22 protein-coding genes are annotated in these 21,693 nt (G+C 63.7%); 9 read left to right on the forward strand and 13 right to left on the reverse strand.

Annotation, left to right across the window (positions count from 1 at the left end; translation table 11 throughout):
* Nucleotides 1–117 precede the first annotated feature (117 nt).
* From F3W81_RS13770 to folK, 4 genes are all read right to left on the reverse strand, one after another.
* Nucleotides 118–813, reverse strand: a complete 696-nt coding sequence (locus F3W81_RS13770) for a DUF2062 domain-containing protein (protein WP_193079709.1) — start codon at nt 811–813, stop codon at nt 118–120.
* Nucleotides 803–2,968 carry a RelA/SpoT family protein gene (locus tag F3W81_RS13775; protein WP_193083881.1) on the reverse strand — a complete coding sequence of 722 codons (2,166 nt, stop codon included), beginning with the start codon at nt 2,966–2,968 and terminating at the stop codon, nt 803–805. Before F3W81_RS13775 ends, F3W81_RS13770 begins: the two co-directional genes overlap by 11 nt.
* A 152-nt stretch (nt 2,969–3,120) precedes the next feature.
* Nucleotides 3,121–3,477 carry a DNA-directed RNA polymerase subunit omega gene (rpoZ, locus tag F3W81_RS13780; protein ID WP_193079710.1) on the reverse strand — a complete coding sequence of 119 codons (357 nt, stop codon included), beginning with the start codon at nt 3,475–3,477 and terminating at the stop codon, nt 3,121–3,123.
* Between the two features lie 65 nt (nt 3,478–3,542).
* Nucleotides 3,543–4,133, reverse strand: a complete 591-nt coding sequence (folK, locus tag F3W81_RS13785; protein WP_226941684.1) for a 2-amino-4-hydroxy-6-hydroxymethyldihydropteridine diphosphokinase — start codon at nt 4,131–4,133, stop codon at nt 3,543–3,545.
* A gap of 127 nt (nt 4,134–4,260) precedes the next feature.
* Between folK and F3W81_RS13790 the strand changes: the two genes are divergently transcribed.
* The 6 genes from F3W81_RS13790 (at nt 4,261) to cydB (ending at nt 10,619) form a co-directional block, all read left to right on the forward strand.
* Nucleotides 4,261–4,833, forward strand: coding sequence for a LabA-like NYN domain-containing protein (locus F3W81_RS13790; protein ID WP_193079711.1), 573 nt, complete (start codon nt 4,261–4,263; stop codon nt 4,831–4,833).
* A 133-nt stretch (nt 4,834–4,966) separates the two neighbouring features.
* Nucleotides 4,967–5,917 carry a 4-hydroxy-3-methylbut-2-enyl diphosphate reductase gene (gene ispH / locus F3W81_RS13795; protein WP_193079712.1) on the forward strand — a complete coding sequence of 317 codons (951 nt, stop codon included), beginning with the start codon at nt 4,967–4,969 and terminating at the stop codon, nt 5,915–5,917.
* Nucleotides 5,918–6,166: 249 nt separating this feature from the next.
* Complete coding sequence (locus tag F3W81_RS13800) at nt 6,167–7,408, forward strand: aminopeptidase (RefSeq protein ID WP_193079713.1); 1,242 nt, start codon at nt 6,167–6,169, stop codon at nt 7,406–7,408.
* A 90-nt stretch (nt 7,409–7,498) separates the two neighbouring features.
* Nucleotides 7,499–7,948 (forward strand): ribonuclease HI, encoded by a 450-nt coding sequence (gene rnhA / locus F3W81_RS13805; RefSeq protein WP_193079714.1) that lies wholly within the window; start codon nt 7,499–7,501, stop codon nt 7,946–7,948.
* Nucleotides 7,949–8,163: 215 nt separating this feature from the next.
* Nucleotides 8,164–9,600: a cytochrome ubiquinol oxidase subunit I gene (locus F3W81_RS13810; protein ID WP_193079715.1), complete on the forward strand. Its 1,437-nt coding sequence runs from the start codon at nt 8,164–8,166 to the stop codon at nt 9,598–9,600.
* Nucleotides 9,601–9,605: 5 nt separating this feature from the next.
* Complete coding sequence (gene cydB, locus F3W81_RS13815) at nt 9,606–10,619, forward strand: cytochrome d ubiquinol oxidase subunit II (RefSeq protein ID WP_193083883.1); 1,014 nt, start codon at nt 9,606–9,608, stop codon at nt 10,617–10,619.
* A gap of 126 nt (nt 10,620–10,745) precedes the next feature.
* Here the strand turns inward: cydB and fmt are convergent, their stop codons facing one another.
* From fmt to def (F3W81_RS13835), 4 genes are read right to left on the reverse strand one after another with little or no spacing between them, the layout of a single operon-like run.
* A complete protein-coding gene (gene fmt / locus F3W81_RS13820) occupies nt 10,746–11,654 on the reverse strand; it encodes a methionyl-tRNA formyltransferase (protein ID WP_193079716.1) in 909 nt (302 codons plus the stop codon).
* Between the two features lie 59 nt (nt 11,655–11,713).
* Entirely contained in the window at nt 11,714–12,208 is a 495-nt protein-coding gene (gene def / locus F3W81_RS13825) for a peptide deformylase (protein ID WP_193079717.1), read from the reverse strand.
* Complete coding sequence (gene def / locus F3W81_RS13830; protein ID WP_193079718.1) at nt 12,205–12,702, reverse strand: peptide deformylase; 498 nt, start codon at nt 12,700–12,702, stop codon at nt 12,205–12,207. The genes def (F3W81_RS13825) and def (F3W81_RS13830) overlap by 4 nt, the downstream gene beginning before the upstream one ends.
* A 22-nt stretch (nt 12,703–12,724) precedes the next feature.
* On the reverse strand, nt 12,725–13,243 hold the full coding sequence (gene def / locus F3W81_RS13835; RefSeq protein ID WP_193083885.1) for a peptide deformylase: 519 nt from the start codon (nt 13,241–13,243) through the stop codon (nt 12,725–12,727).
* Nucleotides 13,244–13,365: 122 nt separating this feature from the next.
* On the opposite strand from def (F3W81_RS13835), the gene F3W81_RS13840 reads away from it, so the two are divergent.
* Entirely contained in the window at nt 13,366–14,538 is a 1,173-nt protein-coding gene (locus F3W81_RS13840; protein WP_193079719.1) for a MalY/PatB family protein, read from the forward strand.
* A 163-nt stretch (nt 14,539–14,701) separates the two neighbouring features.
* Nucleotides 14,702–15,331, forward strand: a complete 630-nt coding sequence (locus F3W81_RS13845) for a VOC family protein (protein ID WP_193079720.1) — start codon at nt 14,702–14,704, stop codon at nt 15,329–15,331.
* Nucleotides 15,332–15,388: 57 nt separating this feature from the next.
* On the opposite strand, the gene F3W81_RS13850 is transcribed toward F3W81_RS13845, so the two are convergent.
* From F3W81_RS13850 to F3W81_RS13870, 5 genes are all read right to left on the reverse strand, one after another.
* Nucleotides 15,389–15,865: an Hsp20 family protein gene (locus F3W81_RS13850; RefSeq protein ID WP_193079721.1), complete on the reverse strand. Its 477-nt coding sequence runs from the start codon at nt 15,863–15,865 to the stop codon at nt 15,389–15,391.
* A gap of 138 nt (nt 15,866–16,003) precedes the next feature.
* A complete protein-coding gene (locus F3W81_RS13855) occupies nt 16,004–16,801 on the reverse strand; it encodes a trypsin-like serine peptidase (protein ID WP_193079722.1) in 798 nt (265 codons plus the stop codon).
* A 63-nt stretch (nt 16,802–16,864) separates the two neighbouring features.
* A complete protein-coding gene (glcF, locus tag F3W81_RS13860) occupies nt 16,865–18,193 on the reverse strand; it encodes a glycolate oxidase subunit GlcF (protein WP_193079723.1) in 1,329 nt (442 codons plus the stop codon).
* A 36-nt stretch (nt 18,194–18,229) separates the two neighbouring features.
* On the reverse strand, nt 18,230–19,402 hold the full coding sequence (glcE, locus tag F3W81_RS13865; RefSeq protein ID WP_193079724.1) for a glycolate oxidase subunit GlcE: 1,173 nt from the start codon (nt 19,400–19,402) through the stop codon (nt 18,230–18,232).
* The gene (locus F3W81_RS13870; RefSeq protein ID WP_193079725.1) at nt 19,399–20,829 is read right to left on the reverse strand and encodes an FAD-linked oxidase C-terminal domain-containing protein; all 1,431 of its coding nucleotides are present in this window, start codon (nt 20,827–20,829) and stop codon (nt 19,399–19,401) included. Before F3W81_RS13870 ends, glcE begins: the two co-directional genes overlap by 4 nt.
* Before the next feature lie 112 nt (nt 20,830–20,941).
* On the opposite strand from F3W81_RS13870, the gene F3W81_RS13875 reads away from it, so the two are divergent.
* Nucleotides 20,942–21,655: a DUF599 domain-containing protein gene (locus F3W81_RS13875; RefSeq protein ID WP_193079726.1), complete on the forward strand. Its 714-nt coding sequence runs from the start codon at nt 20,942–20,944 to the stop codon at nt 21,653–21,655.
* Nucleotides 21,656–21,693 lie beyond the last annotated feature (38 nt).

The raw sequence follows: 21,693 nt of genomic DNA on the forward strand, positions 1-21,693 counted from the left end.
GGGCGGCAATCCCGTTCCCATCGGGGCATAGCACCCCGAGACGCCCAATGAATGCCGGATCACCGCGCCGAGGGCCAGAGCCAATCCCGCGCAAACGCCGCAAAGCCGCCTGTCGCGTCAGAGGCCTTTGCCCTTCTCGCCGCTCGATTTCGACTTGCCCTTGCCGACCGTGGCCTTCGCCGCCGCTGATTTGGACCGGATCGCGGCCAGTTTGGCCTTCAGCACACCGCGCCGACGCGCCTGATACGCCCGGATCAGGGGCACCGAGATATAATAGCTGACCAGCCCCGCGACGATGCCGGGAATGATGCAACCGATCATGTAGGGGAAAAAGATCTCGTGATAAAACACGCTCAGCCCATGCCAATTGGCATCGGTATCGGTGAACAGCGCCAGCAGGTTGTTCTTCAGATCATCCGCTGCATCGACGAACTTGCCCCCGAACGAGCGATGCTCTTCGCCACCGCCGCGCATGTGCATCCCCAAAATCCAGTAGCCGGTCTGGATCGAGATCGCGCCAATCGGCACATAGGTCAGAGGATTGCCGAGGAAGGTGCCCAGCAGGGCCGCGATGATATTGCCACGCACCAGCAGGGCGATCAGCGCCGAGACGACGAAATGCATCCCGAAGAAGGGTGTAAAAACCGTAAAGACCCCGGCAAAAATGCCCCGGGCGATCTTTTCAGGGGTATCAGGCAGGCGGCGCAACCGATGCTTGGTGTAGTGGAATGCCCGCGCCCAGCCCCCCTTGGGCCAGAAGAAGTCAGCAATGATCTTCCAGTATGGCCGTCTGTCTCTTCGTTTAAAGACCAACGGGCTCTCCCTGCGGGGTCAGAGGCGGCGCCACCGGCGGCTCCTCGGGGTTGCGGTGGCGCGAAACCGAAGCCACATCCCCCTCGGCCTCGATGGCCGAAATAACCGTGTGCAAATGCTCGGCGTCGCGCAATTCGATATCTACCAGCAACCGGAAAAAATCTGGTTTACGGTCCTTGAACTCAAGGTTGGAGATATTGACCTTCTGCTCACCAATCAATGTGCAAATCCGACCAAGGACGCCCGGATCGTTCGCAAGCGTCAATTCCAGCGTCACCGCGTAAATTGCGGCGTGACGCCCGGCCTGCCAGTGAAGATCGACCCAACGGTCCAGCTGATCCTCATAGGCCGACAGCGATTCGCAGTCGATCGCATGCACGGCCAGAGGCCGCCCGCGCCAGGTGATGCCGACGATCCGCTCGCCCGGCAGCGGCTGACAGCAGCGCGCCCGCTTGAAGCTCTGACCCTCTTCCAGACCCACAAGCGCACGGTCGCGCTTGACCGCATCGACGTCATCTTTCGGAGACAGCTCAGGGTACAGCACCGCCACAACCCGCGCCACGCGCAGCTCCGCCCGGCCCAGTTGCGCCAGCAGCTCGTCCCGGCCATCCAGCCGCAGCTTGCTGGCGGCGGTTTCCAGCACCTTGTCGGTCGCCTTCTTGCCGATATGCTCGAACCCCGAGCGCGCCAGCTCACGGCCCAGCTTGATATACCGCTCGCGGTCGACCTCACGCAGCGCGCGCCGGATCGCAGCCTTGGCGCGGCCCGTCGTCGCAATCTCTAGCCAGGTCGCCTGCGGCTCCTGCCCCTCGGCGGTGATGATCTCGACCGACTGGCCGTTCTTGATCCGGGTCCACAGCGGCACCCGCATCCCGTCGATCTTGGCCCCGACGCAGGCCGAGCCGATGCGCGTGTGGATCGCATAGGCAAAGTCGATCGGGGTCGCCCCGCGCGGCAGCTTGACCACCTCGCCCTTGGGCGTGAAGCAGAACACCTTGTCGGAATACATCTCAAGCTTGACGGCCTCGAGAAAATCTTCGTGGTCTTCCTCGGCCCCCATCTGCTCGGTCAGGGCGCTGATCCACTTGGTCGGATCGACCGCAAAGGGGTTTTCGGCCTTCACACCGTCCTTGTAGGACCAGTGCGCAGCAACCCCGGCCTCGGCGACTTCATGCATCTGACGGGTGCGGATCTGCACCTCCACCCGCTTGCCATCGCGCCCTGACACCGTGGTGTGGATCGAGCGATAGCCGTTCGATTTCGGCTGGCTGACGTAATCCTTGAAGCGCCCCGGAATCGATTTCCAGCGCCGGTGAATCACCCCCAGCGTACGGTAACAGTCGTCCTCGGTCTCGGTGATGATACGAAAGCCGTAGATGTCGGAGAGCCGTGAGAAGCTCTGATTCTTCTCCTGCATCTTGCGCCAGATCGAATAGGGCTTTTTCGCGCGACCCATGACCTCGGCTGGCACCTTGTGGCCCGCCAGTTCACGCCGCATGTCGCCGGTGATGCGTTCGATCACGTCGCCTGTTTCGTTCTGCAGGCTGACGAAGCGGCGGATGATGCTGTTGCGCCCCTCGGGGTTGAGCACGCGAAACGCCAGATCCTCCAGCTCTTCGCGCATCCACTGCATCCCCATGCGCCCGGCCAGCGGGGCGAAGATGTCCATGGTCTCGCGGGCCTTCTGGACCTGCTTTTCCGGCTTCATCGCCTTGATGGTGCGCATATTGTGCAGACGGTCGGCCAGCTTGACCAGAATCACCCGCATGTCCTTGGACATCGCCATGAACAGCTTGCGAAAGTTCTCGGCCTGCTTGGTCTCAGTGCTGGACAGCTGCAGATTGGTCAGCTTGGTGACGCCATCGACCAGATCCGCGACCTCTTCGCTGAACCGCTCGGCGATCTGCATATAGCTCGCCTTGGTGTCTTCGATGGTGTCGTGCAGCAGAGCGGTGATGATCGTCGCATCGTCCAGCTTCTGCTCGGCCAGGATGCTGGCAACAGCGATGGGGTGGCAGAAGTACGGCTCACCCGAGCGGCGCATCTGGCCCTCATGCATCTCGCGGCCAAACTCGTAGGCGGCGCGGATACGTTTTTCGTTTGTCTTGGGGTTATAGGCACGGACGAGCGCAATCAGATCGTCCGCAGGGATCAGATCCCCGGCAGCACTTCTTTCCCCATCGGACTTGCTGTCCCGCACAGTTCGGCCCTTGCTATGTTGGCCTGCAGCGACCTGGCCGATGATCTGCGTTTAGATCAGGGCCGCGCGAATACCCCTAGGGGCAGCCCGCGCAGGCCCGGTCAGGATCAGCCCTGACGTTGCGCTTCGACCAGCGCGCGCAGCAGTTTTTCTTCGCTCATGTCGTCTTCGACAGGCTTGTCGGCAGGCTCGGAGCCCATCAACAGCGCCATGCTGTCTTCTTCGGGTTCGTCGACTTCGATCTGCGATTGGTTCGACGAGATCAGACGCTCGCGCAGATCATCTGCCGATTGCGTTTCTTCGGCGATCTCACGCAGGCTGACAACGGGGTTCTTGTCGTTGTCACGATCCACGGTAATCGCGCCGCCGGCACTGATCTCACGGGCCCGGTGGGCCGCCAGCATGACCAGTTCGAAGCGGTTCGGAACCTTGTCGACGCAATCTTCTACGGTAACGCGGGCCATCGGGGCACTCCTCAAAACTTGGATGCGGATTGATGTAGAGAGAGTGGTTTTATGCCTGCCGCCCCTTATTGACAAGCGGATTCTGGAAGTGCGACCACGCAATCCCGGTCAGACTGTGGTAAATTTTCGCACATTTGCGCGACTGTCAGCCCTAAAAGCGGATGCATCCACTGCGGCGCAACGTCGCAAAGCGGGACCAGAACAAAGGCCCTGTCCTGCACACGCGGGTGCGGCAGGATCAACCTATCCGGGATATCGATACTCTGCCGCTCTGTTGGCAAAGCCCGCCATTGCGCCTGTGTTGCAACGTCGGGCAGTACCAGATCATCGCCCGCCACAAGATCCAGATCCAGTGACCGGGGCCCCCAGCGCGTCGCTCGGACACGGCCAAACGATTGTTCTATATCATGCAGCCGCGCCATCAGCTGCTCCGGTGCCTCGTCACTGCTCAGCTCCAGCGCTGCGTTGACGAAATCCGGTCCGGCTCCGGCGGGAAAGGCCGGCGTCCTGAAAAACCGGCTGACCCGCCCCAGCGCCCCCGGCCCCTGTCGCAGCTTTTCCACCGCAGATTGCACCATTTCGGCAGGTGACATTGCGTCAGAATTCAAATTTCCGCCTATTGCTATCAAATATGATCTTGTCACAAACGTCTCCAACCTATCATTTAGACTCACGCGTTCACTTGATGCATTGTTATTTTGCTATATTTTGAAGAGTTAGTTCCACCCTCGCACACCACTCACACACACAGGCCGGGGCGGATAACCAGAAGGGTTTTTTTTTATGTTCTATAAAGACGAACGGCTCGCGCTGTTCATCGACGGATCGAATTTGTATGCTGCAGCAAAATCTCTTGGGTTTGACATAGATTACAAGCTTCTGCGGCAGGAATTCATGCGCCGTGGAAAGTTGTTGCGTGCCTTTTACTATACAGCCCTGCTGGAAAACGATGAATATTCGCCAATCCGCCCGCTGGTGGACTGGCTGCACTATAACGGCTTCACCATGGTGACGAAACCCGCCAAGGAGTTCACCGACAGCCAGGGCCGACGCAAGGTCAAGGGCAACATGGATATCGAGCTGGCCGTCGACGCGATGGAGCTTGCACCGCGCGTCGATCACATCGTCCTGTTCAGCGGCGACGGCGACTTCCGCCCGCTGGTCGAAAGCCTGCAGCGTCAGGGTGTGCGCGTCTCCGTGGTGTCGACCATCCGCAGTCAGCCGCCGATGATCGCGGACGAGCTGCGGCGTCAGGCCGACAACTTCATTGAGCTGGACGAGCTCAAGGATGTCATCGGCCGCCCTCCGCGCGACAACACCGACGACCCGCGCCCCCGCGCGACCGTCACCAGCTGATCAGCACCCGACTCCGGCAGCCCCCGCCCTGCACCCTTGACGCGGGCGGTGCTGCCGGTGACGGACAGCGCCCCTTTGAAGGTTCCGTTGCGACCCGCTACACTGGCGGCGCCTCCAGTCAAAGAGACCTGCCATGACCAAGCCGCCCCTGACCCTCTACCTCGCCGCCCCGCGCGGCTTCTGCGCGGGCGTCGACCGCGCCATCAAGATCGTCGAGATGGCGCTGCAGAAATGGGGCGCGCCGGTCTACGTGCGCCATGAAATCGTGCACAACAAGTTCGTCGTCGACAGCCTGCGCGACCTCGGTGCGGTCTTCGTCGAGGAACTCGACGAATGCCCGCCTGACCGCCCGGTGATCTTCTCCGCCCATGGCGTGCCCAAGGCTGTCCCGGCCGAGGCCGCGCGCCGCGAGATGATCTATGTCGATGCCACCTGCCCGCTGGTCTCCAAGGTGCATATCGAAGCCGAGCGGCACGCCGAGGCTGGCCTGCAGATCATCATGATCGGCCATACCGGCCACCCCGAAACCATCGGCACCATGGGGCAACTGCCGGAAGGCGAAGTCCTGCTGGTCGAAACCGAGGCCGATGTCGCCACCCTCGCAGTGCGCGACCCGGCCCGCCTCGCCTTCGTCACCCAGACCACGCTCTCGGTCGATGACACCGCCGGCATCGTCGCCGCCCTGCAGGCCCGCTTCCCCACCATCACCGGCCCACACAAAGAAGACATCTGCTACGCCACGACCAATCGCCAGGAGGCCGTCAAGGCCATGGCAGGCCGCATCGACGCCATGCTGGTCGTCGGCGCGCCGAACAGCTCGAACTCCCGCCGTCTGGTCGAGGTTGCCGCGCGTCAGGGCTGCCCCTACGCCCAGCTCGTGCAGCGCGCGACGGATATCGACTGGCGCGCCCTCACCGGCATCCGCTCCATCGGCATCACCGCCGGCGCCTCCGCCCCCGAAGTGCTGGTGGACGAGGTCATCGCGGCCCTGCATGCCCGCTTCGAGGTGACCGAGGAACTGGTCGAAACCGCCAAGGAAAACGTCGAGTTCAAGGTCCCCCGCGTCCTGCGCCAACCCGCCTGAGCCTCGCCGCATTCCGGCCCAGCCACGACGTCCTCCAACACCCCCTGCGCCCGGCCAGCCGCCCCACCAGGCGGAACCCCTGCCCAGCCCGAACCACGCCCCCCTGTCATCTTGCCCGAAATACTTCGGGGGGCCGCAGTCGGGGGCAGAGCCCCCTCTATCCTCTCCCCCCCGTGGACCCACCCCGCGAATATGCTAAGTCTGCCTGCAAGGGGCCCAAACGGCCCACCCCATTCGCAGGAGACCCGCATGAGCAAAGATCCCATCGATCCCGCCGCCCTCGACCGCCTGGCCGAGGTGGCCGTCAAGGTCGGCCTCAACCTTCAACCGGGTCAGGACCTCATCCTGACCGCTCCCACCACCGCCCTGCCGCTGGTGCGTCGCATCGCCGCCGCCGCCTACCGCGCCGGGGCCGGCGTCGTCACGCCGATCCTGTCGGACGCCGAAGTCACCCTCGCCCGCTACCAGCACGGCCATGAAGAGACCTTCGACACCGCCCCGAACTGGCTCTACAACGGCATGGCCGAGGCCTATGGCAACAACGCCGCCCGCATGGCCATCGTCGGCGACGACCCGATGCTGCTGGCCGAGGTCGACGCCGCCAAGGTCGCTCGCGCAGGCAAGGCCAACTCCATCGCCTACAAACCCGCGCTGTCGAAGATCTCCAACTTCGACATCAACTGGACCATCGTCAGCTACCCCGGCACCGAGTGGGCGCAGCGCATGTTCCCCGACCTCTCGGCCGAGGACGCCACTGCCAAGCTTGCCGACGCGATCTTCGCCGCCTCGCGCGTCACCGGCACCGATGCCGTGGCCGAATGGACCACTCACAATGCCGCCCTGCGCACCCGCACCCAATGGCTGAACGCACAGCGCTTCGACGCCCTGCACTACACCGGCCCCGGCACCGACCTGACCATCGGCCTTGCCGACGACCACGAATGGCACGGCGGCGCGTCCGAGGCGAAGAACGGCGTCATGTGCAATCCCAACATGCCGACCGAAGAGGTCTTCACCACCCCCCACGCCCACCGCGTCAACGGCACCGTGCGCGCCACAAAACCGCTCGCCCACCAAGGCAACCTGATCGAGCATATCGAGATGACCTTCAAGGATGGCCGCGCCGTCTCGGCCACGGCGTCCAGCGGCGAGGCCAACCTGATCAAGCTGATCGACACCGACGAGGGCGCGCGCCGTCTGGGCGAAGTCGCCCTCGTGCCCCACTCCTCGCCGATCTCCGCGTCAGGCCTGCTGTTCTACAACACCCTGTTTGACGAAAATGCCTCCTGCCACATCGCGCTTGGCCAGTGCTACTCCAAGTGCTTCCTCGACGGCGCGACCCTGACCGAGGCCGAGATTTCGGAAAAGGGCGGCAATTCCAGCATGATCCACGTCGACTGGATGATCGGCAGCGACGAGATCGACATCGACGGCATCAAGCCAGATGGCACCCGCGTCCCCGTTTTCCGCAAGGGCGAATGGGCGCAATAAAACCCCTCCGGCGGGGGCACATCAGCCCCCGCCCACTTGACCTTGGCCGCCGCCCATGGTGTCACCGCCTCCAGCCATAGGACGAAGACCATGCCAGATCTCTACGCCTTCACCGACGGAGCCTGCTCCGGCAATCCCGGCCCCGGCGGCTGGGGCACCCTGCTGCAAGCCCGCGAAGGCACCACGGTCGTCAAAGAGCGTGAGCTGAAGGGTGGCGAGGCCAATACCACCAACAACCGCATGGAACTGCTGGCCGCGATCAACGCGCTTGAGGCGCTGGAGCGCCCGACCAAGCTGACCATCTTCACCGACAGCCAGTACGTCAAGAACGGCGTCACCAGCTGGATTCACGGCTGGAAGCGCAACGGCTGGAAGACTGCCGCCAAGCAGCCCGTCAAGAACGCCGACCTCTGGCAACAGCTCGACGCGGCGCAAAAGCGCCACACCGTGACCTGGGAATGGGTCAAGGGCCACGCCGGCCACCCCGAGAACGAGCGCGCCGACGAACTCGCCCGCGCTGGAATGGCGCCCTTCAAGTAAGCCCGGCCGCCCCGCACAAGGCATTCTCTCCCCCCCTGCACGCGCAGGGGCTAAAACGTTGTCGCGCTGTGATCTTTTTCTGCTAAGCTGAACACGAAACCGCGGGCGCAACCCCTGCGGGAGATCCGGCCATAACGTCGCGCGGCACAAACGCCGCATGGGCCTCCCGGTCCGGTAACGTCATAAACGACAGCGACAAATCCAGTGAGGCGCACATGCAAGACTTCCTCGGTCTGGACGCCGTGACACTCGCCCGCATTCAGTTCGGGTTCACCGTGTCCTTCCACTTCATCTTCCCGTCCTTCACCATCGGGCTGGCCAGCTACCTTGCCGTGCTCAACGCGCTGTGGCTGAAGACCCGCGACGAAACCTACCTCAGGCTGTTCCGCTACTGGGTCAAGATCTTCGCGATCGTCTTTGCCATGGGCGTCGTGTCGGGCATCGTCATGTCCTACCAGTTCGGCACCAACTGGTCGGTCTTTTCCGACAAGGCCGGCCCGGTGATCGGCCCGCTCATGGCCTACGAAGTGCTTACGGCGTTCTTTCTTGAGGCAGGCTTCCTCGGGATCATGCTGTTCGGTCGCTCGAAGGTCGGTGAGGGGCTGCATATGTTCGCCACCGCCATGGTCGCGGTCGGCACGGCCATCTCGGCCACCTGGATCCTGTCGGTGAATTCCTGGATGCAGACGCCGCAGGGCTTTATCATGGGCGAAAACGGCCAGTACCTGCCCGCTGACTGGCTGGAAATCATCTTCAACCCGTCCTTCCCCTACCGGCTGGCCCATGCGCTGACGGCCTCCTACCTGACCACGGCGCTGGTCGTGGGCGGGGTCGGTGCCTGGCACCTGCTGCGCGGGCGCAGCCGCAACACCGGCGTGCGGATCATGTTCTCCATGGCGATGTGGATGGCGGCTGTTGTCGCGCCGCTGCAGATCGTCCTCGGTGATGCCCATGGGCTGAACACGCTGGAGCATCAGCCGATGAAGGTCGCCGCAATGGAGGGCCACTTCCAGAGCCACCCCGACGGCGCGCCGCTGATCCTGTTCGGCCTGCCCGATCAGGACACGCAGACGGTGAAGTACAAGATCGAGATCCCCAAGCTGTCGTCGCTGATCCTCACCCATTCGTGGAACGGTGCACTCAGCGGGCTCGACACGATACCGCGCGATCAGCAGCCCCCGGTTGCCATCGTCTTCTGGTCCTTCCGCGTCATGGTGGGCCTTGGCTTCCTGATGATGGGCGTCGGGCTCTGGTCGCTCTGGGCGCGCTGGCGCGGGCAGCTCTATGACGCCCGCTGGCTGCACCGCCTCGCTGTCGTCATGGGGCCCTCGGGTTTCGTCGCCGTCATCGCCGGCTGGATCACGACCGAAGTCGGCCGCCAGCCATGGGTGATCTACGGCCACCTCGCCACCGCCGATTCGCACTCGCCCCTCGATGCGGCGGCTGTCGGCACCTCGCTGATCGCCTTCGTCGTCGTCTACTTCCTGCTGTTCGGCTCGGGCGTGGCCTATATCCTGCGCCTGATGTCCAAACCACCCGAGCCACGCGAGGCGAGGATCAAGGATGGCGCCGGACCGATGCACGCCGCGGGCCTTGGCGCGGTCCATGGTGAGACTTACGACAGCGCGTCCGACAGGGGGACAGCACAATGATCGACATGCTCACAGACCTGACCGTCATCTGGGCGCTGCTGCTGGCGCTGTCCGTGTTCATCTACGTGGCGCTGGACGGCTTTGACCTTGGCATCGGCATCCTCTACCCGCTGTTTCCACAGAAAAAGGACCGCGATCTGCTGATGAACGCTGTCGCCCCGGTCTGGGACGGCAACGAGACCTGGCTGGTCCTTGGCGGGGGCGGCCTGATGGCGGCCTTTCCGCTGGCCTACGCGGTGCTGCTGCCCGCGCTCTACCCGCCGATCATCATCATGTTGCTGGCGCTGGTGTTTCGCGGCGTCGCGTTTGAGTTCCGCTGGCGCTCAGGCTCCCGCTTCACCCGCCGTGCCTGGGACGCCTCCTTCTTCTGGGGCTCGCTGCTCGCCTCCTTCATGCAGGGCATCACCCTTGGCGCTCTGCTGCAGGGCATCAAGGTCGAGGGCCGCGCCTATGCTGGCGGCTGGTGGGACTGGCTGACCCCCTTCACCCTGCTGACCGGCGTCGCCGTGGTCTGCGGCTATACGCTGCTCGGTACCTGCTATCTGAACTGGAAGCTGGAGGGCGCGATTCAGACCCGCGTGCGCCACATGGCCCGCCGCCTCGGACTGGCCACGCTGATCTTCATCGTCGCGGTCAGCCTCGCCACACCCTTCCTGACGGGCGAGTATTACCTGCGCTGGTTCACATGGCCCTCGATGCTGGTGGCGGCGCCTGTGCCGATTCTGCTGGCGCTCATCGCGCTCAGCTTTGCCCGCTCGCTGTTTGCCAAGCGGCGCGACTGGGCCCCCTTTGCGCTGGCGCTGGCGATGTTCGCGCTCTGCTTCATGGGGTTGGGCCTGTCGATGTGGCCGAACGTGATCCCGCCGTCGATCACCATCTGGGACGCCGCCTCGCCGCGCTCCAGCCAGGTGTTCATGCTCTGGGGGGCGGCAATCATGCTGCCGATCATCCTCAGCTACACGGGCTATGCCTACTACGTCTTCCGCGGCAAGCTTGACCCGGACGAGGGGTATCACTGATGCGCCGTGTCCTGTGGTTTGCGGGCCTCTACATCATCGGCCTCGGCGGGATCACCGCCGTCGCCCTGCTGATCCGCGCCGCCCTGCCTTACTGACGCCAAAGCCCTGCCCCCAAGGGGGCGGGGCTCACCCCAGCCGCGCGCCCTTGCCAATCGGCACGCCGCGCAAAAAGACATCCGCCGTCTGCGGCCCCTTGCCCGCCCGCTGCAGTTTCAGCAGCTGCACAGCGCCCGCGCCACAGGCCACGCTCAGCGCATCATCCAGCACCTCACCCGGAGCACCCTCGCCACGGACCACCCGCGAGCCGAGCAGCTTCACCCGCTGCCCGTCATGTTCGACCCAAGCCCCGGGAAACGGCGACAGCCCCCGGATCAGCCGGTCGACCTCCTCCGCAGGCAGCGCGAAATCCACCCGAGCCTCGGCCTTGTCGATCTTTTTCGCATAGGTCACGCCGTCTTCGGGCTGCGCCTCAGGCATCAGATCATCGACCTGCGCCAAAGCCTCAACGATCAGCGCCGCGCCCATCTGCGACAGCCGGTCATGCAGCTCCGCCGTGGTTTCCTCAGCCCCAATCGCCGTTGCGCGGCGTAGCAACACCGGCCCGGTGTCCAGCCCCGCCTCCATCTGCATAATGCAGATGCCGGTCTCGGCGTCCCCGGCCATGATCGCGCGGTGGATCGGCGCGGCCCCACGCCAGCGCGGCAACAGGCTCGCATGGATGTTCAGACAGCCCTTCGCGGGCGCGTCCAGCACCGCCTGCGGCAGGATCAGCCCATAGGCGACCACCACGGCGATGTCAGCGTTCAGCGCGGCAAACTCGGCCTGCGCCGCCTCGCCCTTCAGCGACACCGGATGGCGGACCTCCAGCCCCAGCTCCTCAGCCCGCGCATGCACCGGAGTCGGTCGGTCCTTCTTGCCCCGGCCCGCAGGCCGTGGCGGCTGGCAATAGACGCAGGCAATCTCATGCCCCGCCGCGACCAGCGCCTCAAGCACCGGCACCGAAAACTCCGGCGTTCCCATGAAGATCACACGCATATCATCTCTCCCTGCCACAGCCACAGCACGTAGGGCGGGGGGCACCCCGCCACCCGGCCTCAGCCCGCCTTCTTGGCCCGACGCAACAGCATGTCGCGCTTCACCTTGCTCAGGTGGTCGAAATACATCTTTCCCGCCAGATGGTCGATCTGATGCTGCACGGAGGTTGCCCAGAGACCAACAAAGTCCTTGTCCTCGACCTCACCCGCCTCGTTGAGAAACCGCACCGTCACGGCACGGGGCCGCTCAATTTTGGCCGAAACACCGGGCAGGTTCGGGCTGGCTTCCTCATGTGGGCGCAGCTGGATGCTGGCGTGCAGCACCTCGGGGTTGGCCATGCGCACGACCTTGCCGCGCTCCTCGCTGGCATCAACAACGGCGAGGCGCAGCATCACACCGATCTGCGGCGCGGCGAGGCCGACTCCCGGCATTTCCTCCATCGTGTCGATCATGTCCCGCCAGATCGCGCGGATCTCGTCGGTGATCTCCTCGACATCGATGGCAGGGGTGCGCAGGCGCTTGTCGGGCCAGGGGATGCAACGGCGGGATGTCATTTCAGAACCTCGTAAGCTGTCATCAGGTCGCGCAAGGCGCCGGGAGCGAGGTAATTGAGATAGACCCGCCCCTCGAGATGATCGAATTCATGTTGGGCACAGACCGCCTCGAACCCGCTCAGCCGCTCTTCATGCACCGCCCAGTCGAGGTCGTGCCAGCGCAGGATCACCTCGGCCGGGCGCGGCACGTCGGCACTCACTCCGGGGATCGAAAGACAGCCCTCGGTGTGCACCGCCATCGCGTCAGAACGCCAGAGGATCTCGGGGTTGAGACAGGCGCGCGGGCTCGGCGTGCCCTCTTTCCAGGTGCAGTCCATCACAAACACGCGGGCCAGCACACCGACCTGACTGGCGGCCAGCCCCCGGCCCGGCGCGGCATACATCGTGTCGAACATATCGGCGACGAAGCCGCGGACATCTTCGCCCGGCGTGATCGGATCACAGACCGCCTTCAGGCTGGGGTCGGGCCAGCGCAGGATGTCCAGCACCGCCATGGCTCAGCAGACCCCCAAAGGTTCAGTCACGGGCCATTTCGCGCTTCAGCTTCTGCATCTTGCGGGTGATCATCTGGCGCTTGATCGGCGTCAGGTAGTCGATGAACAGCTTGCCATCGAGGTGGTCGATCTCGTGCTGCACGCAGACCGCCCAAAGGCCCTCGAAGGTCTCTTCCTGCTCGGCACCGTTGCGATCCATCCAGCGGGCCGTGACCTCGGCGGGGCGGGTCACAGCGGCATATTGATCCGGGATCGACAGACAGCCTTCTTCATAGGACTGCATGTCATCACTGGCGGCGATGATCTCGGGGTTGAACATGACCAGCGGGCGCGGCGCCTCGCCTTCTTCCTTGACACAGTCGAGCACGACGAGGCGCTGCAGAACACCGATCTGCGGCGCGGCCAGACCGATGCCCGGCGCGTCATACATGGTTTCCAGCATGTCATCGGACAGCTTGCGCAGCGCATCCGAGATATCGGACAGCGGCTCGGCCAGCTTCTTCAGGCGCGGGTCGGGGTGGATCAGGATCTGGCGTTTCATCTGCCCCATGTAGGACAAGCTTTGCCCTTGCGCAATATTGCCCGCACCAGCGCGCCAGAGGCCACGCACCCTTGCGCCGGGCGTGCAAATCAATAGCCTCATCCCCAACCACAGGAGAGACCATGAATTTCGACGAGATCATCGAACGGCGCGGCACCCATTCCTCGAAATGGGACGGTATGGAGAGCTATTGTGGCGTGTCCCCCGAGGACGGTCTGCCGATGTGGGTCGCGGATATGGATTTCCGCCCGCCTGCCTGTGTGCAAACGGCGCTGCAGGCGTACCTCGACACCGGGATCTATGGCTATTTCGGCGACGACAGTGCCTATCTGGCTGCGATCTGCTGGTGGATGGACAATCGCCACGGCTGGACGCTGGACCCCAAGGCGATCTTCTCGACCCATGGTCTGGTCAATGGCACCGGCCTCTGCATTCAGGCCTATACCCAGCCCGGCGACGGCGTGGTGCTGTTCACCCCGGTCTATCACGCCTTCGCCCGCGTCATCAAAGCTGCAGGGCGCGCGGTCGTCGAGTGTGAACTGGCCCTGAACGATGGCCGCTACGAGATGGACTTCGAGGCCTACGATGCCCAGATGACGGGCAAGGAATCGATGGTCATCCTGTGTTCCCCGCACAACCCAGGTGGCCGCGTCTGGACCCGGGAGGAGCTGCAGGGAGTCGCCGACTTTGCCAAGCGTCATGATCTGGTGCTGGTGTCCGATGAGATCCACCATGATCTGGTGATGCCCGGCCAGACGCATCTGCCCATGGCGCTGGTCGACGAGAGCATCGAGGACCGTCTGGTGATGATGACCTCCAGCACCAAGACGTTCAATCTGGCGGGTGGCCATGTCGGCAATGTGATCATCCACAACAAGGCGCTGCGCGCCCGGTTTGCGGCGGTGATGGGCGCGCTCGGCATCTCGCCGAACTCTTTCGCGATGCACATGGCGACGGCGGCCTATTCGCCGGAAGGCGCGGCCTGGGTCGATGCGCTCTGTGACTATCTCGACGGCAACTGCCGCCTGTTCGATGCCGGGATCGACGCCATCCCCGGACTGAAGGCAATGCGGCTGGAGGGGACCTACCTCGCCTGGGTCGATTTTTCCGGCACCGGGATGGCGCCTGCCGAAGTGCAGCGGCGCATTCTGGAGGATGCGAAGATCGCGGTGAACTTCGGCGAGGTCTTCGGGGCGGGCGGCGAAGGCTTCCAGCGGTTCAACCTCGGCACCCAGAGGGTGCGGGTGGAAGAGGCGATCAAGCGGATGGAGGCGGCGTTTTCCGATCTGCAATAGGGCGGGAGGTCTGGCCGGGGCGGGGGGCCAGCCCCCCGTGCCCCCCGGGATATTTCCGACAGGGAAACCGTGTCAGAGGCGCCAGATTGCACCGTTCAGATACCGCCCGGATACCGACGGGATGCCGACATGAAGATTTCTGATTTCAGAGGGGTTATGGGATATGTCCGTGCGCGCAGAACTGGACCACATCGTCATTGGAGCCGAGACGCTGGCCGAAGGGCTTGGCTATGCAGAAGCGGTGTTGGGCGTGGTGATCCCGAAGGGCGGTGCGCATCCTCTGATGGGCACCCATAACCATCTGCTGCGACTGGGAGAAACATCGTTTCTCGAGGTCATTGCGCCTGATCCCGAGGCTGTCGCACCGGGGCGCCCTCGCTGGTTCGGGCTGGATCAGCCACCACAGTCGCCGCGGCTGATGCACTGGGTGTTGCGGATGCCGGGCCTGGCGGGGTCCCTTGATATCCTGCCTGCAGAGGTCGGCGAGCTGATCGAGCAGCGGCGGGGTGATCTGACATGGCAGATTACAGTGCCGAAGGATGGGACGCTGCATTTTGGTGGCGCTTTTCCCAGTCTGATTGATTGGGGAATGCGCGAGGTCTTGCCGCCGAGCGCCATGAAAGGTGCGGGATTTTCGCTGTCGAAACTGGAGGTTGCCCATCCTGACGCGGAGCGGATTGCGGAACTTATGGCACCGATCCTGAAGGATGAGCGGGTCAGTTTCGTTCCCCGTCCCGAAATCGCCCTCACCGCCTGGCTCATAGGGCCAAAGGGGGAAGTGATCCTGCGCTGACATGTGAAAGCGCGGCCCCGGGGGGACCGCGCCATTTCACCGCTCAACCGAGGTAAGTCAGGCTTCTGCGGTATCTTGTGTGGTCTCGATCGCCTTGGCGTTCACAGTGTTGCCACGTGCGATGTCGATCCGGCGGGGCTTGAGCGCCTCGGGGATCTCGCGGACCAGATCGATGTGCAGCATACCATCGGCATGGGTCGCACCGGAGACGCGAACATGATCCGCCAGCGCGAAGCGACGCTCAAACGCGCGGGTCGCAATACCACGGTGCAGGTAGGTGCGCGGGCTGTCATCAGCCGGTTTGCTGGCCGAGACGACGAGCGACCGGTCCTTCACCTCGACACCGAGATCGGTGTCGGAGAAACCGGCAACCGCAATCGAGATGCGATAGGCGTCTTCGGCCGTTTTCTCAATGTTATAGGGAGGATAGGTCGAGGTTCCGACGTCGGTCGTCAGGGCGCGATCCATCATTTCGGCCAATTGGTCAAAGCCGACAGTGGCGCGGTACAGGGGGGCGAGGTCAAAATTACGCATGAGTTTGTCATCCTTCATCAAGCGATAACGTGTTGAGTCTTGGCCCTCCTCTCAGGGGACGGGCCGGTCTGCGCAGGACCCGTCGTCTGGCGTCCTGCAAGAGAATATCTGGGAAGGGATCGTTGCGCTTTCAAGAGATCATTTCGCAGGCGGGCTGAAAAACGCTGCGCCTGTCTGCGACCGGGTCTGGCGGTCCAGCGTCAGCTGATCCGCTTCGGGCAGGGTCGCCGTGCCAAAGCCCTTGCCCGCCGCGAGCGCCGCCTTGAGCTGAATGAGGGGCTGGCCAAGCTGCGTACCCAAGGCGACATGCTGGCCCGCCATATCCGCCTTGGCCGCAACGATCGAAACAATCCTGGGCTGACCGCCGACCATACTGAAGATCGGCGCCCCGGAGGACCCGAAGTCAACGGTGCAGGAGGTGACGAGAACGCCTTCCTGCTGCGTAATCACCGCGCAGCTCTGTTGCAGAGGCGGGGCTTCGGCGCGATCAAAGGCATAGGCAACGATGTTGAGCATCGCCCCCCGTGGCGGACGCAGATCGGTGGAAAAGGGGGTCGCGGCCTGAGCCTCAATGGGGTGCGACAGCTCAAGAAGAGCGACATCGTTGCGCAGGCGGCTGGCGGAAGGGCTTGCGCTGTAGACATAATCCGGATCGACCACGGCGCGCCTGACCTGACGTGTGGCGCGCGCCTGGCCGTTGATCAACCCGGCGCGGAAGGCAATTGTGGTGGGTTCGATCTGCTGGCCCGTGGTTGCGTCAAACATGCAATGCGCTGCCGTCAGCACCAGATTGTCCGCAACCAGCGCCCCCGTGCAGAACCCTTTGCCCGCGATATCTAGCCGCCCGACAGCCTGCCATGGCGCCGGTTCGCTGTCATGCGCCAGAACGGGCGGGGCAAGGACGAGCAGCAGGAAAAGGACAAGGCGTGGCAGCATCGGCGCTCCGACTAAAACCGGTTTCAGCGTGGATGCTCTGCGCGACCTGGCCACCCCGACAGATCAACGCAGGATTGGCACCCTCTGGTGTGCCGGGTCCCGCGTCATCGCCGGTGGCTTTGGGCCACCCGTCACCCAATCCAGCAGCTCGACCGTGTGCACCACAGGCACCCCAGTGGCCGAGCCGATCTGCATCATGCAGCCAATATTCCCCGCCGCGATCACTTGCGGCTTCAGCGCCTCCAGCGTGTCGACCTTGCGGGTCTTCAGCTTGGCGGAAATCTCGGGCTGCATCAGATTGTAGGTGCCGGCCGAACCGCAACACAGATGTGCATCCGCCGGCAACATCACCTGAAAACCCGCCGCCGCCAATAGCTTCTTGGGGGGATCGGTAATCTTCTGGCCGTGCTGTAGCGAACAGGCCGCGTGGTAGGCGACCCTGAGGCCCTGCGCCTCCGGACGTATCGGGTCCGGAAGCGTCAGAGAGGCAAGGACTTCTGTAATATCCTTAGCGATTCCAGAGACTTTTGCAGCCTCCTGCGCCAGAGCATCATCGCGGAACATATGGCCGTAGTCCTTGATCGTCGTGCCACAGCCAGAGGTGTTTATGACGATGGCATCCAGACCTTCGCCGTTCATTTCAGCGCTCCATGCACGGATATTGGCCGCCGCCGCGCGGTGGCTGTCCGCCTCGCGCCCCATGTGGTGGGTCAGTGCGCCACAGCACCCCGCGCCCTTGGCCACGACGACTTCGACCCCCAGCCGGGTCAGCAGGCGAATCGTCGCGTCGTTGATATCGGTGTTCAGCGCCTTCTGCGCGCAGCCCGTCATCAGCGCCACCCGCATCCGGCGCGGCCCCGTTGCCGCAAAGCTTTGCGGGTCATCGTTGCGCGACACCGGAGGGATGTGCCTGGGCGCCATATCGAGCATGGCGCGCAACCGCGGATCGGGCAAGAACCGGCGCAGAGGCCGTGCCATCTTTGCCCCCAGAAGCGCGACACGAAACCGTTTCGGATAGGGCAGGATCGTCGCCAACAGGGACCTGAGCGCGCGGTCGTGCCAGGGCCGACGATAGGTCTTTTCGATATAGGCGCGGGCATGATCCACCAGATGCATGTAATGCACGCCCGAGGGGCAGGTCGTCATGCAGGCCAGACAGGACAGGCATCGGTCGATATGCTTAACCGTCTTTTCGTCCGGAACCCGTTCGTTTTCCAGCATGTCCTTGATCAGGTAGATGCGCCCGCGCGGACTGTCGAGTTCATCGCCAAGCACTTGATAGGTCGGGCAAGTGGCGGTGCAAAAGCCGCAATGCACGCAGGAACGCAGGATCTGGTTCGCCCGCTTGGTCCCCGGATCGACCAATTGCGCTTCGGTGAAAGTCGTCTGCATGTCAGTGCGCAGCTCCTGCTGAAATTCGGGGGGCGATCATGCGGCAGGCTCCGCAATCGCCGCGACGCCCATCAGGCCGGGGTTGAGGATACCCCTTGGATCGAAACGCGCCCGCAGACCGGCTGCAATACGCTCCAACGGGGCAGCCTGGGGGTGGAACATCACCACGGCCTCGCGCTGCGCGATAGGCGCGCGCACCAGTGTCGCATGACCACCAAGCGCCGAGACCTCGGCCCGCACCACACCAGCGCGCGCGCTGGCGCCCTCGACCATCAGCCAGACCAGCCCACCACCCCAGTCGCAAATCGTCTTGTGCGCCACCCCTGCCCGCCCAAGTGCCGCGAGCAACAGCGGCGCATCCGTCGGCTTGACCGAGATCCGCCAGAGCGGAGCCTCCTGCCCGGCGAACGGCGTAACATCCCGAACTTGCTGCCAAAGCGCAGCGCTCTCGGCCCCTTCTACGATGCTGTGATCGCCGGGCAGGGTCTCGGCAAGACGCTGGATGCGATAGGCGACACTGCCGCGCAGCCCTTCGACACGGATACGCCTTTCGGGGGCATCCCCCGCGACTCCCGGGCCGATCCAGACCGCGCCACTCACGTCATAGGGCGTGCCCAGAGCACTGCACATATCCGCGACACAGGCATCGGCACCCTGCCCCCGCAGCACCAAAGTAGCCTCGGCCTGAGGGATCGCGAGGACCTTGAGGCTGACTTCGCTCAGCACCCCCAGCGTGCCCCAGCTGCCCGCCATCAGCTTCACCAGATCATAGCCGGTGACGTTCTTCATCACCCGTCCACCGTTGCGTATGATATGCCCCTCGCCGTCGACAAAGCGCACACCCAGAAGGAAATCCCGTGCCGCACCGACCTGGACGCGACGCGGCCCCGACACGTTCGCTGCCACAACGCCGCCGATCGTCGGCGTGCCGGTGGTGCCCAGCAGAGTGCGATGGTCCATCGGCTCAAACGCAAGACGCTGGTTTTTCTCTGACAGCAGCGCCTCGATCTCGGCAACCGGAGTTCCGGCCCGGGCCACCAGCGTCAGCGCCGCCGGTTCGTACAGGGTGACACCGCTGAGCCCGCCGGTCTCCAGCACGGCGCCCCCCGCTGGAAAGAACGCGCCGCGCGTCCCCCCGCCACGGATCTGCAGGGCCGTCTCGGTGTGTCTGATCAGCTCGGAAAGCTCGGCTTCGCTTTCAGGTCTCATCCGCGTCGCCCCGCGCTAACCGCCAGAGGAAAGACCTTGGCCGGGTTCAGCAGCCATCTGGGATCGAATACGTCCTTCACCCGCATCTGCGCCTCCAGATCGCCCACGTCGTATTGCACCAGCATCAGATCCCGCTTTTCGATGCCCACGCCGTGCTCTCCGGTCAGGCAGCCTCCGACCTCAACGCAGAGCTTCAGGATTTCGGCCCCCAGAGCCTCGCACAGCTCAAGCTGGCCGGACTGATTGGCGTTGAACAGGATCAGCGGATGCATGTTGCCGTCGCCCGCATGAAACACATTCGCCACGTCGAGGCCGAATTCGCGGCTGAGATCGGCAATACGCCCCAGTACGAAAGGCAGCGTGTTCACCGGGATCGTGCCATCCAGACACATGTAGTCGTTGATCTGACCCATTGCCCCGAAGGCACTTTTGCGGCCCAGCCAGATCTTGGCGCTTTCCTCGGCCGAGCGGCTTTCGCGCAGCTCTACCGGGTTGTGACGTCGTGCAATGGCGGTGATGATCGCCAGTTGCTCCTGAATTTCGGCTTCGCTGCCCTCGACCTCTATGATCAGCAGCGCCTCGCAATCGGGATAGCCCGCGCCGGAAAAGGCATCTGTGGCACGGATGCAGGGCAGGTCCATGAACTCGATCGCGACGGGCAGGATCCCGGATTCGATGATGTCACTGACACAGCGTCCGGCCACCTCGTTGCTGTCGTAGCCGACAAGCACAGGGCGCGCCCCCTCGGGCTTGGGCAGGATGCGCAGGGTCGCCTCTGTGACCACGCCGAGCTGGCCTTCGCTGCCGCAGATCACGCCCAGCAGATCCAGCCCGCCTGCATCCAGATGCGCACCGCCGATCTCGACGACTTCGCCATCCATCATGACCAGCGTCACGCCCAGCAGGTTGTTGGTCGTGACGCCGTACTTGAGGCAATGCGCCCCACCTGAGTTCATCGCGATATTGCCGGCAATGGCACATGCCAGCTGACTGGACGGATCGGGCGCGTAAAAAAAGCCATCCGCCTCGACCGCTCCCGAAACGGAGAGGTTGGTGCGCCCGGTCTGCACGCGGATAAACCGATTGGCATAGTCCGTCTCGATCACCGCGTTCATACGTGCCACGCCCAGGATCACGCTGTCCGCCGTCGGCAGCGCCCCGCCCGCCAAGGACGTCCCCGAGCCGCGCGGGACCACCGGCACGCCCAGCTCATGACAAATAGCCAGCACCTGCGAAACCTCGTGCGTCGAGCTAGGCAAGACCGCGCAGAGCGGAGCGCATCGGTAGGCCGTGAGAGCGTCGCATTCATAGGCGCGCGTCTCTGCCGGATCATCGATCACCGCCTCAGCGGGCAACACCCGACGCAAGCGCGCCACAAGTTCCGGCTTTCGCGAGATGACCTGCGCATCAGGGACGGGCATTTCCATTTGGCTGATCCCTTGTTTGTCTGGCGATCGACGCTGATGTCAGAATTGGTAATTTTTTATAACCAATAATTCCGATAGGCAAGATACTTGCAGTCAGAGTAACACGGAGGCCATGACATCGCTGGATTTTTTCACTCTCTTCTCCGCCTATGACATGCTCGCCGTGGTCTTCATCCTGGCGGCATGGGTCAGTATCGACTGGCGAATCGAACACCCTTCAAAGCGGCGCCCCTCCGTTTCGACCTTGATGGCGGGCTACCGGCGAGAATGGATGCGCCAGATGGTGACCCGCCAGCCGAGGATATTTGACAGCCACATTCTGTCGACTCTGCGGCAGGGTCCGTCATTTTTCGGATCTGCAACGCTGATTGCCATCGGCGGTGTTCTGGCGCTGATCGGCAACTCCGAGCCTCTTGACGGGCTGGCCGAGCAGTTGGGGGCCGATGATACTCCGCTGGTCTTCTGGGAAATGAAGCTGATTCTGGTGCTTTTTTTCCTGACGAACGCATTCCTCAAATTCGTCTGGTCGCACCGCCTCTTCGGTTATTGCGCGGTGATGATGGGATCCGTTCCGAACGAGATCGAAGACCACCGAGCTCTGACCCGCGCCCTCAAGGCCGCCGAGGTGAATATCAGCGCTGCACGTGGCTTCAACCGGGGTCTTCGCTCTGTCTATTTCGCGATGGCCGCGACCGCCTGGGCCTTGGGACCAGCCGGTCTGCTGATCGCCACCTGCGTCACCTGCCTGATCCTCTGGCGGCGCGAGTTTGCCTCGCTTTCTCGCGCGGTGCTGCTGTCCGGCAATGACCGCGAAAAAGGCATGTGAGGACGTTCCTGTAGCCGTCGCGCGGGCAGGATGCTGGC

Origin of the sequence: Pseudooceanicola spongiae (genome assembly GCF_014899185.1) — a bacterium.
Lineage (GTDB): Bacteria > Pseudomonadota > Alphaproteobacteria > Rhodobacterales > Rhodobacteraceae > Pseudooceanicola > Pseudooceanicola spongiae.

Coding starts and splice junctions, on each gene's coding strand:
- rpoZ (WP_193079710.1), bottom strand. CDS start 3,477: ATGGCCCGCGTTACCGTAGAAGATTGCGTCGACAAGGTTCCGAACCGC.
- F3W81_RS13790 (WP_193079711.1), top strand. CDS start 4,261: ATGTTCTATAAAGACGAACGGCTCGCGCTGTTCATCGACGGATCGAAT.
- ispH (WP_193079712.1), top strand. CDS start 4,967: ATGACCAAGCCGCCCCTGACCCTCTACCTCGCCGCCCCGCGCGGCTTC.
- F3W81_RS13800 (WP_193079713.1), top strand. CDS start 6,167: ATGAGCAAAGATCCCATCGATCCCGCCGCCCTCGACCGCCTGGCCGAG.
- rnhA (WP_193079714.1), top strand. CDS start 7,499: ATGCCAGATCTCTACGCCTTCACCGACGGAGCCTGCTCCGGCAATCCC.
- F3W81_RS13810 (WP_193079715.1), top strand. CDS start 8,164: ATGCAAGACTTCCTCGGTCTGGACGCCGTGACACTCGCCCGCATTCAG.
- cydB (WP_193083883.1), top strand. CDS start 9,606: ATGCTCACAGACCTGACCGTCATCTGGGCGCTGCTGCTGGCGCTGTCC.
- fmt (WP_193079716.1), bottom strand. CDS start 11,654: ATGCGTGTGATCTTCATGGGAACGCCGGAGTTTTCGGTGCCGGTGCTT.
- def (WP_193079717.1), bottom strand. CDS start 12,208: ATGACATCCCGCCGTTGCATCCCCTGGCCCGACAAGCGCCTGCGCACC.
- def (WP_193079718.1), bottom strand. CDS start 12,702: ATGGCGGTGCTGGACATCCTGCGCTGGCCCGACCCCAGCCTGAAGGCG.
- def (WP_193083885.1), bottom strand. CDS start 13,243: ATGAAACGCCAGATCCTGATCCACCCCGACCCGCGCCTGAAGAAGCTG.
- F3W81_RS13840 (WP_193079719.1), top strand. CDS start 13,366: ATGAATTTCGACGAGATCATCGAACGGCGCGGCACCCATTCCTCGAAA.
- F3W81_RS13845 (WP_193079720.1), top strand. CDS start 14,702: ATGTCCGTGCGCGCAGAACTGGACCACATCGTCATTGGAGCCGAGACG.
- F3W81_RS13850 (WP_193079721.1), bottom strand. CDS start 15,865: ATGCGTAATTTTGACCTCGCCCCCCTGTACCGCGCCACTGTCGGCTTT.
- F3W81_RS13855 (WP_193079722.1), bottom strand. CDS start 16,801: ATGCTGCCACGCCTTGTCCTTTTCCTGCTGCTCGTCCTTGCCCCGCCC.
- glcF (WP_193079723.1), bottom strand. CDS start 18,193: ATGCAGACGACTTTCACCGAAGCGCAATTGGTCGATCCGGGGACCAAG.
- glcE (WP_193079724.1), bottom strand. CDS start 19,402: ATGAGACCTGAAAGCGAAGCCGAGCTTTCCGAGCTGATCAGACACACC.
- F3W81_RS13870 (WP_193079725.1), bottom strand. CDS start 20,829: ATGGAAATGCCCGTCCCTGATGCGCAGGTCATCTCGCGAAAGCCGGAA.
- F3W81_RS13875 (WP_193079726.1), top strand. CDS start 20,942: ATGACATCGCTGGATTTTTTCACTCTCTTCTCCGCCTATGACATGCTC.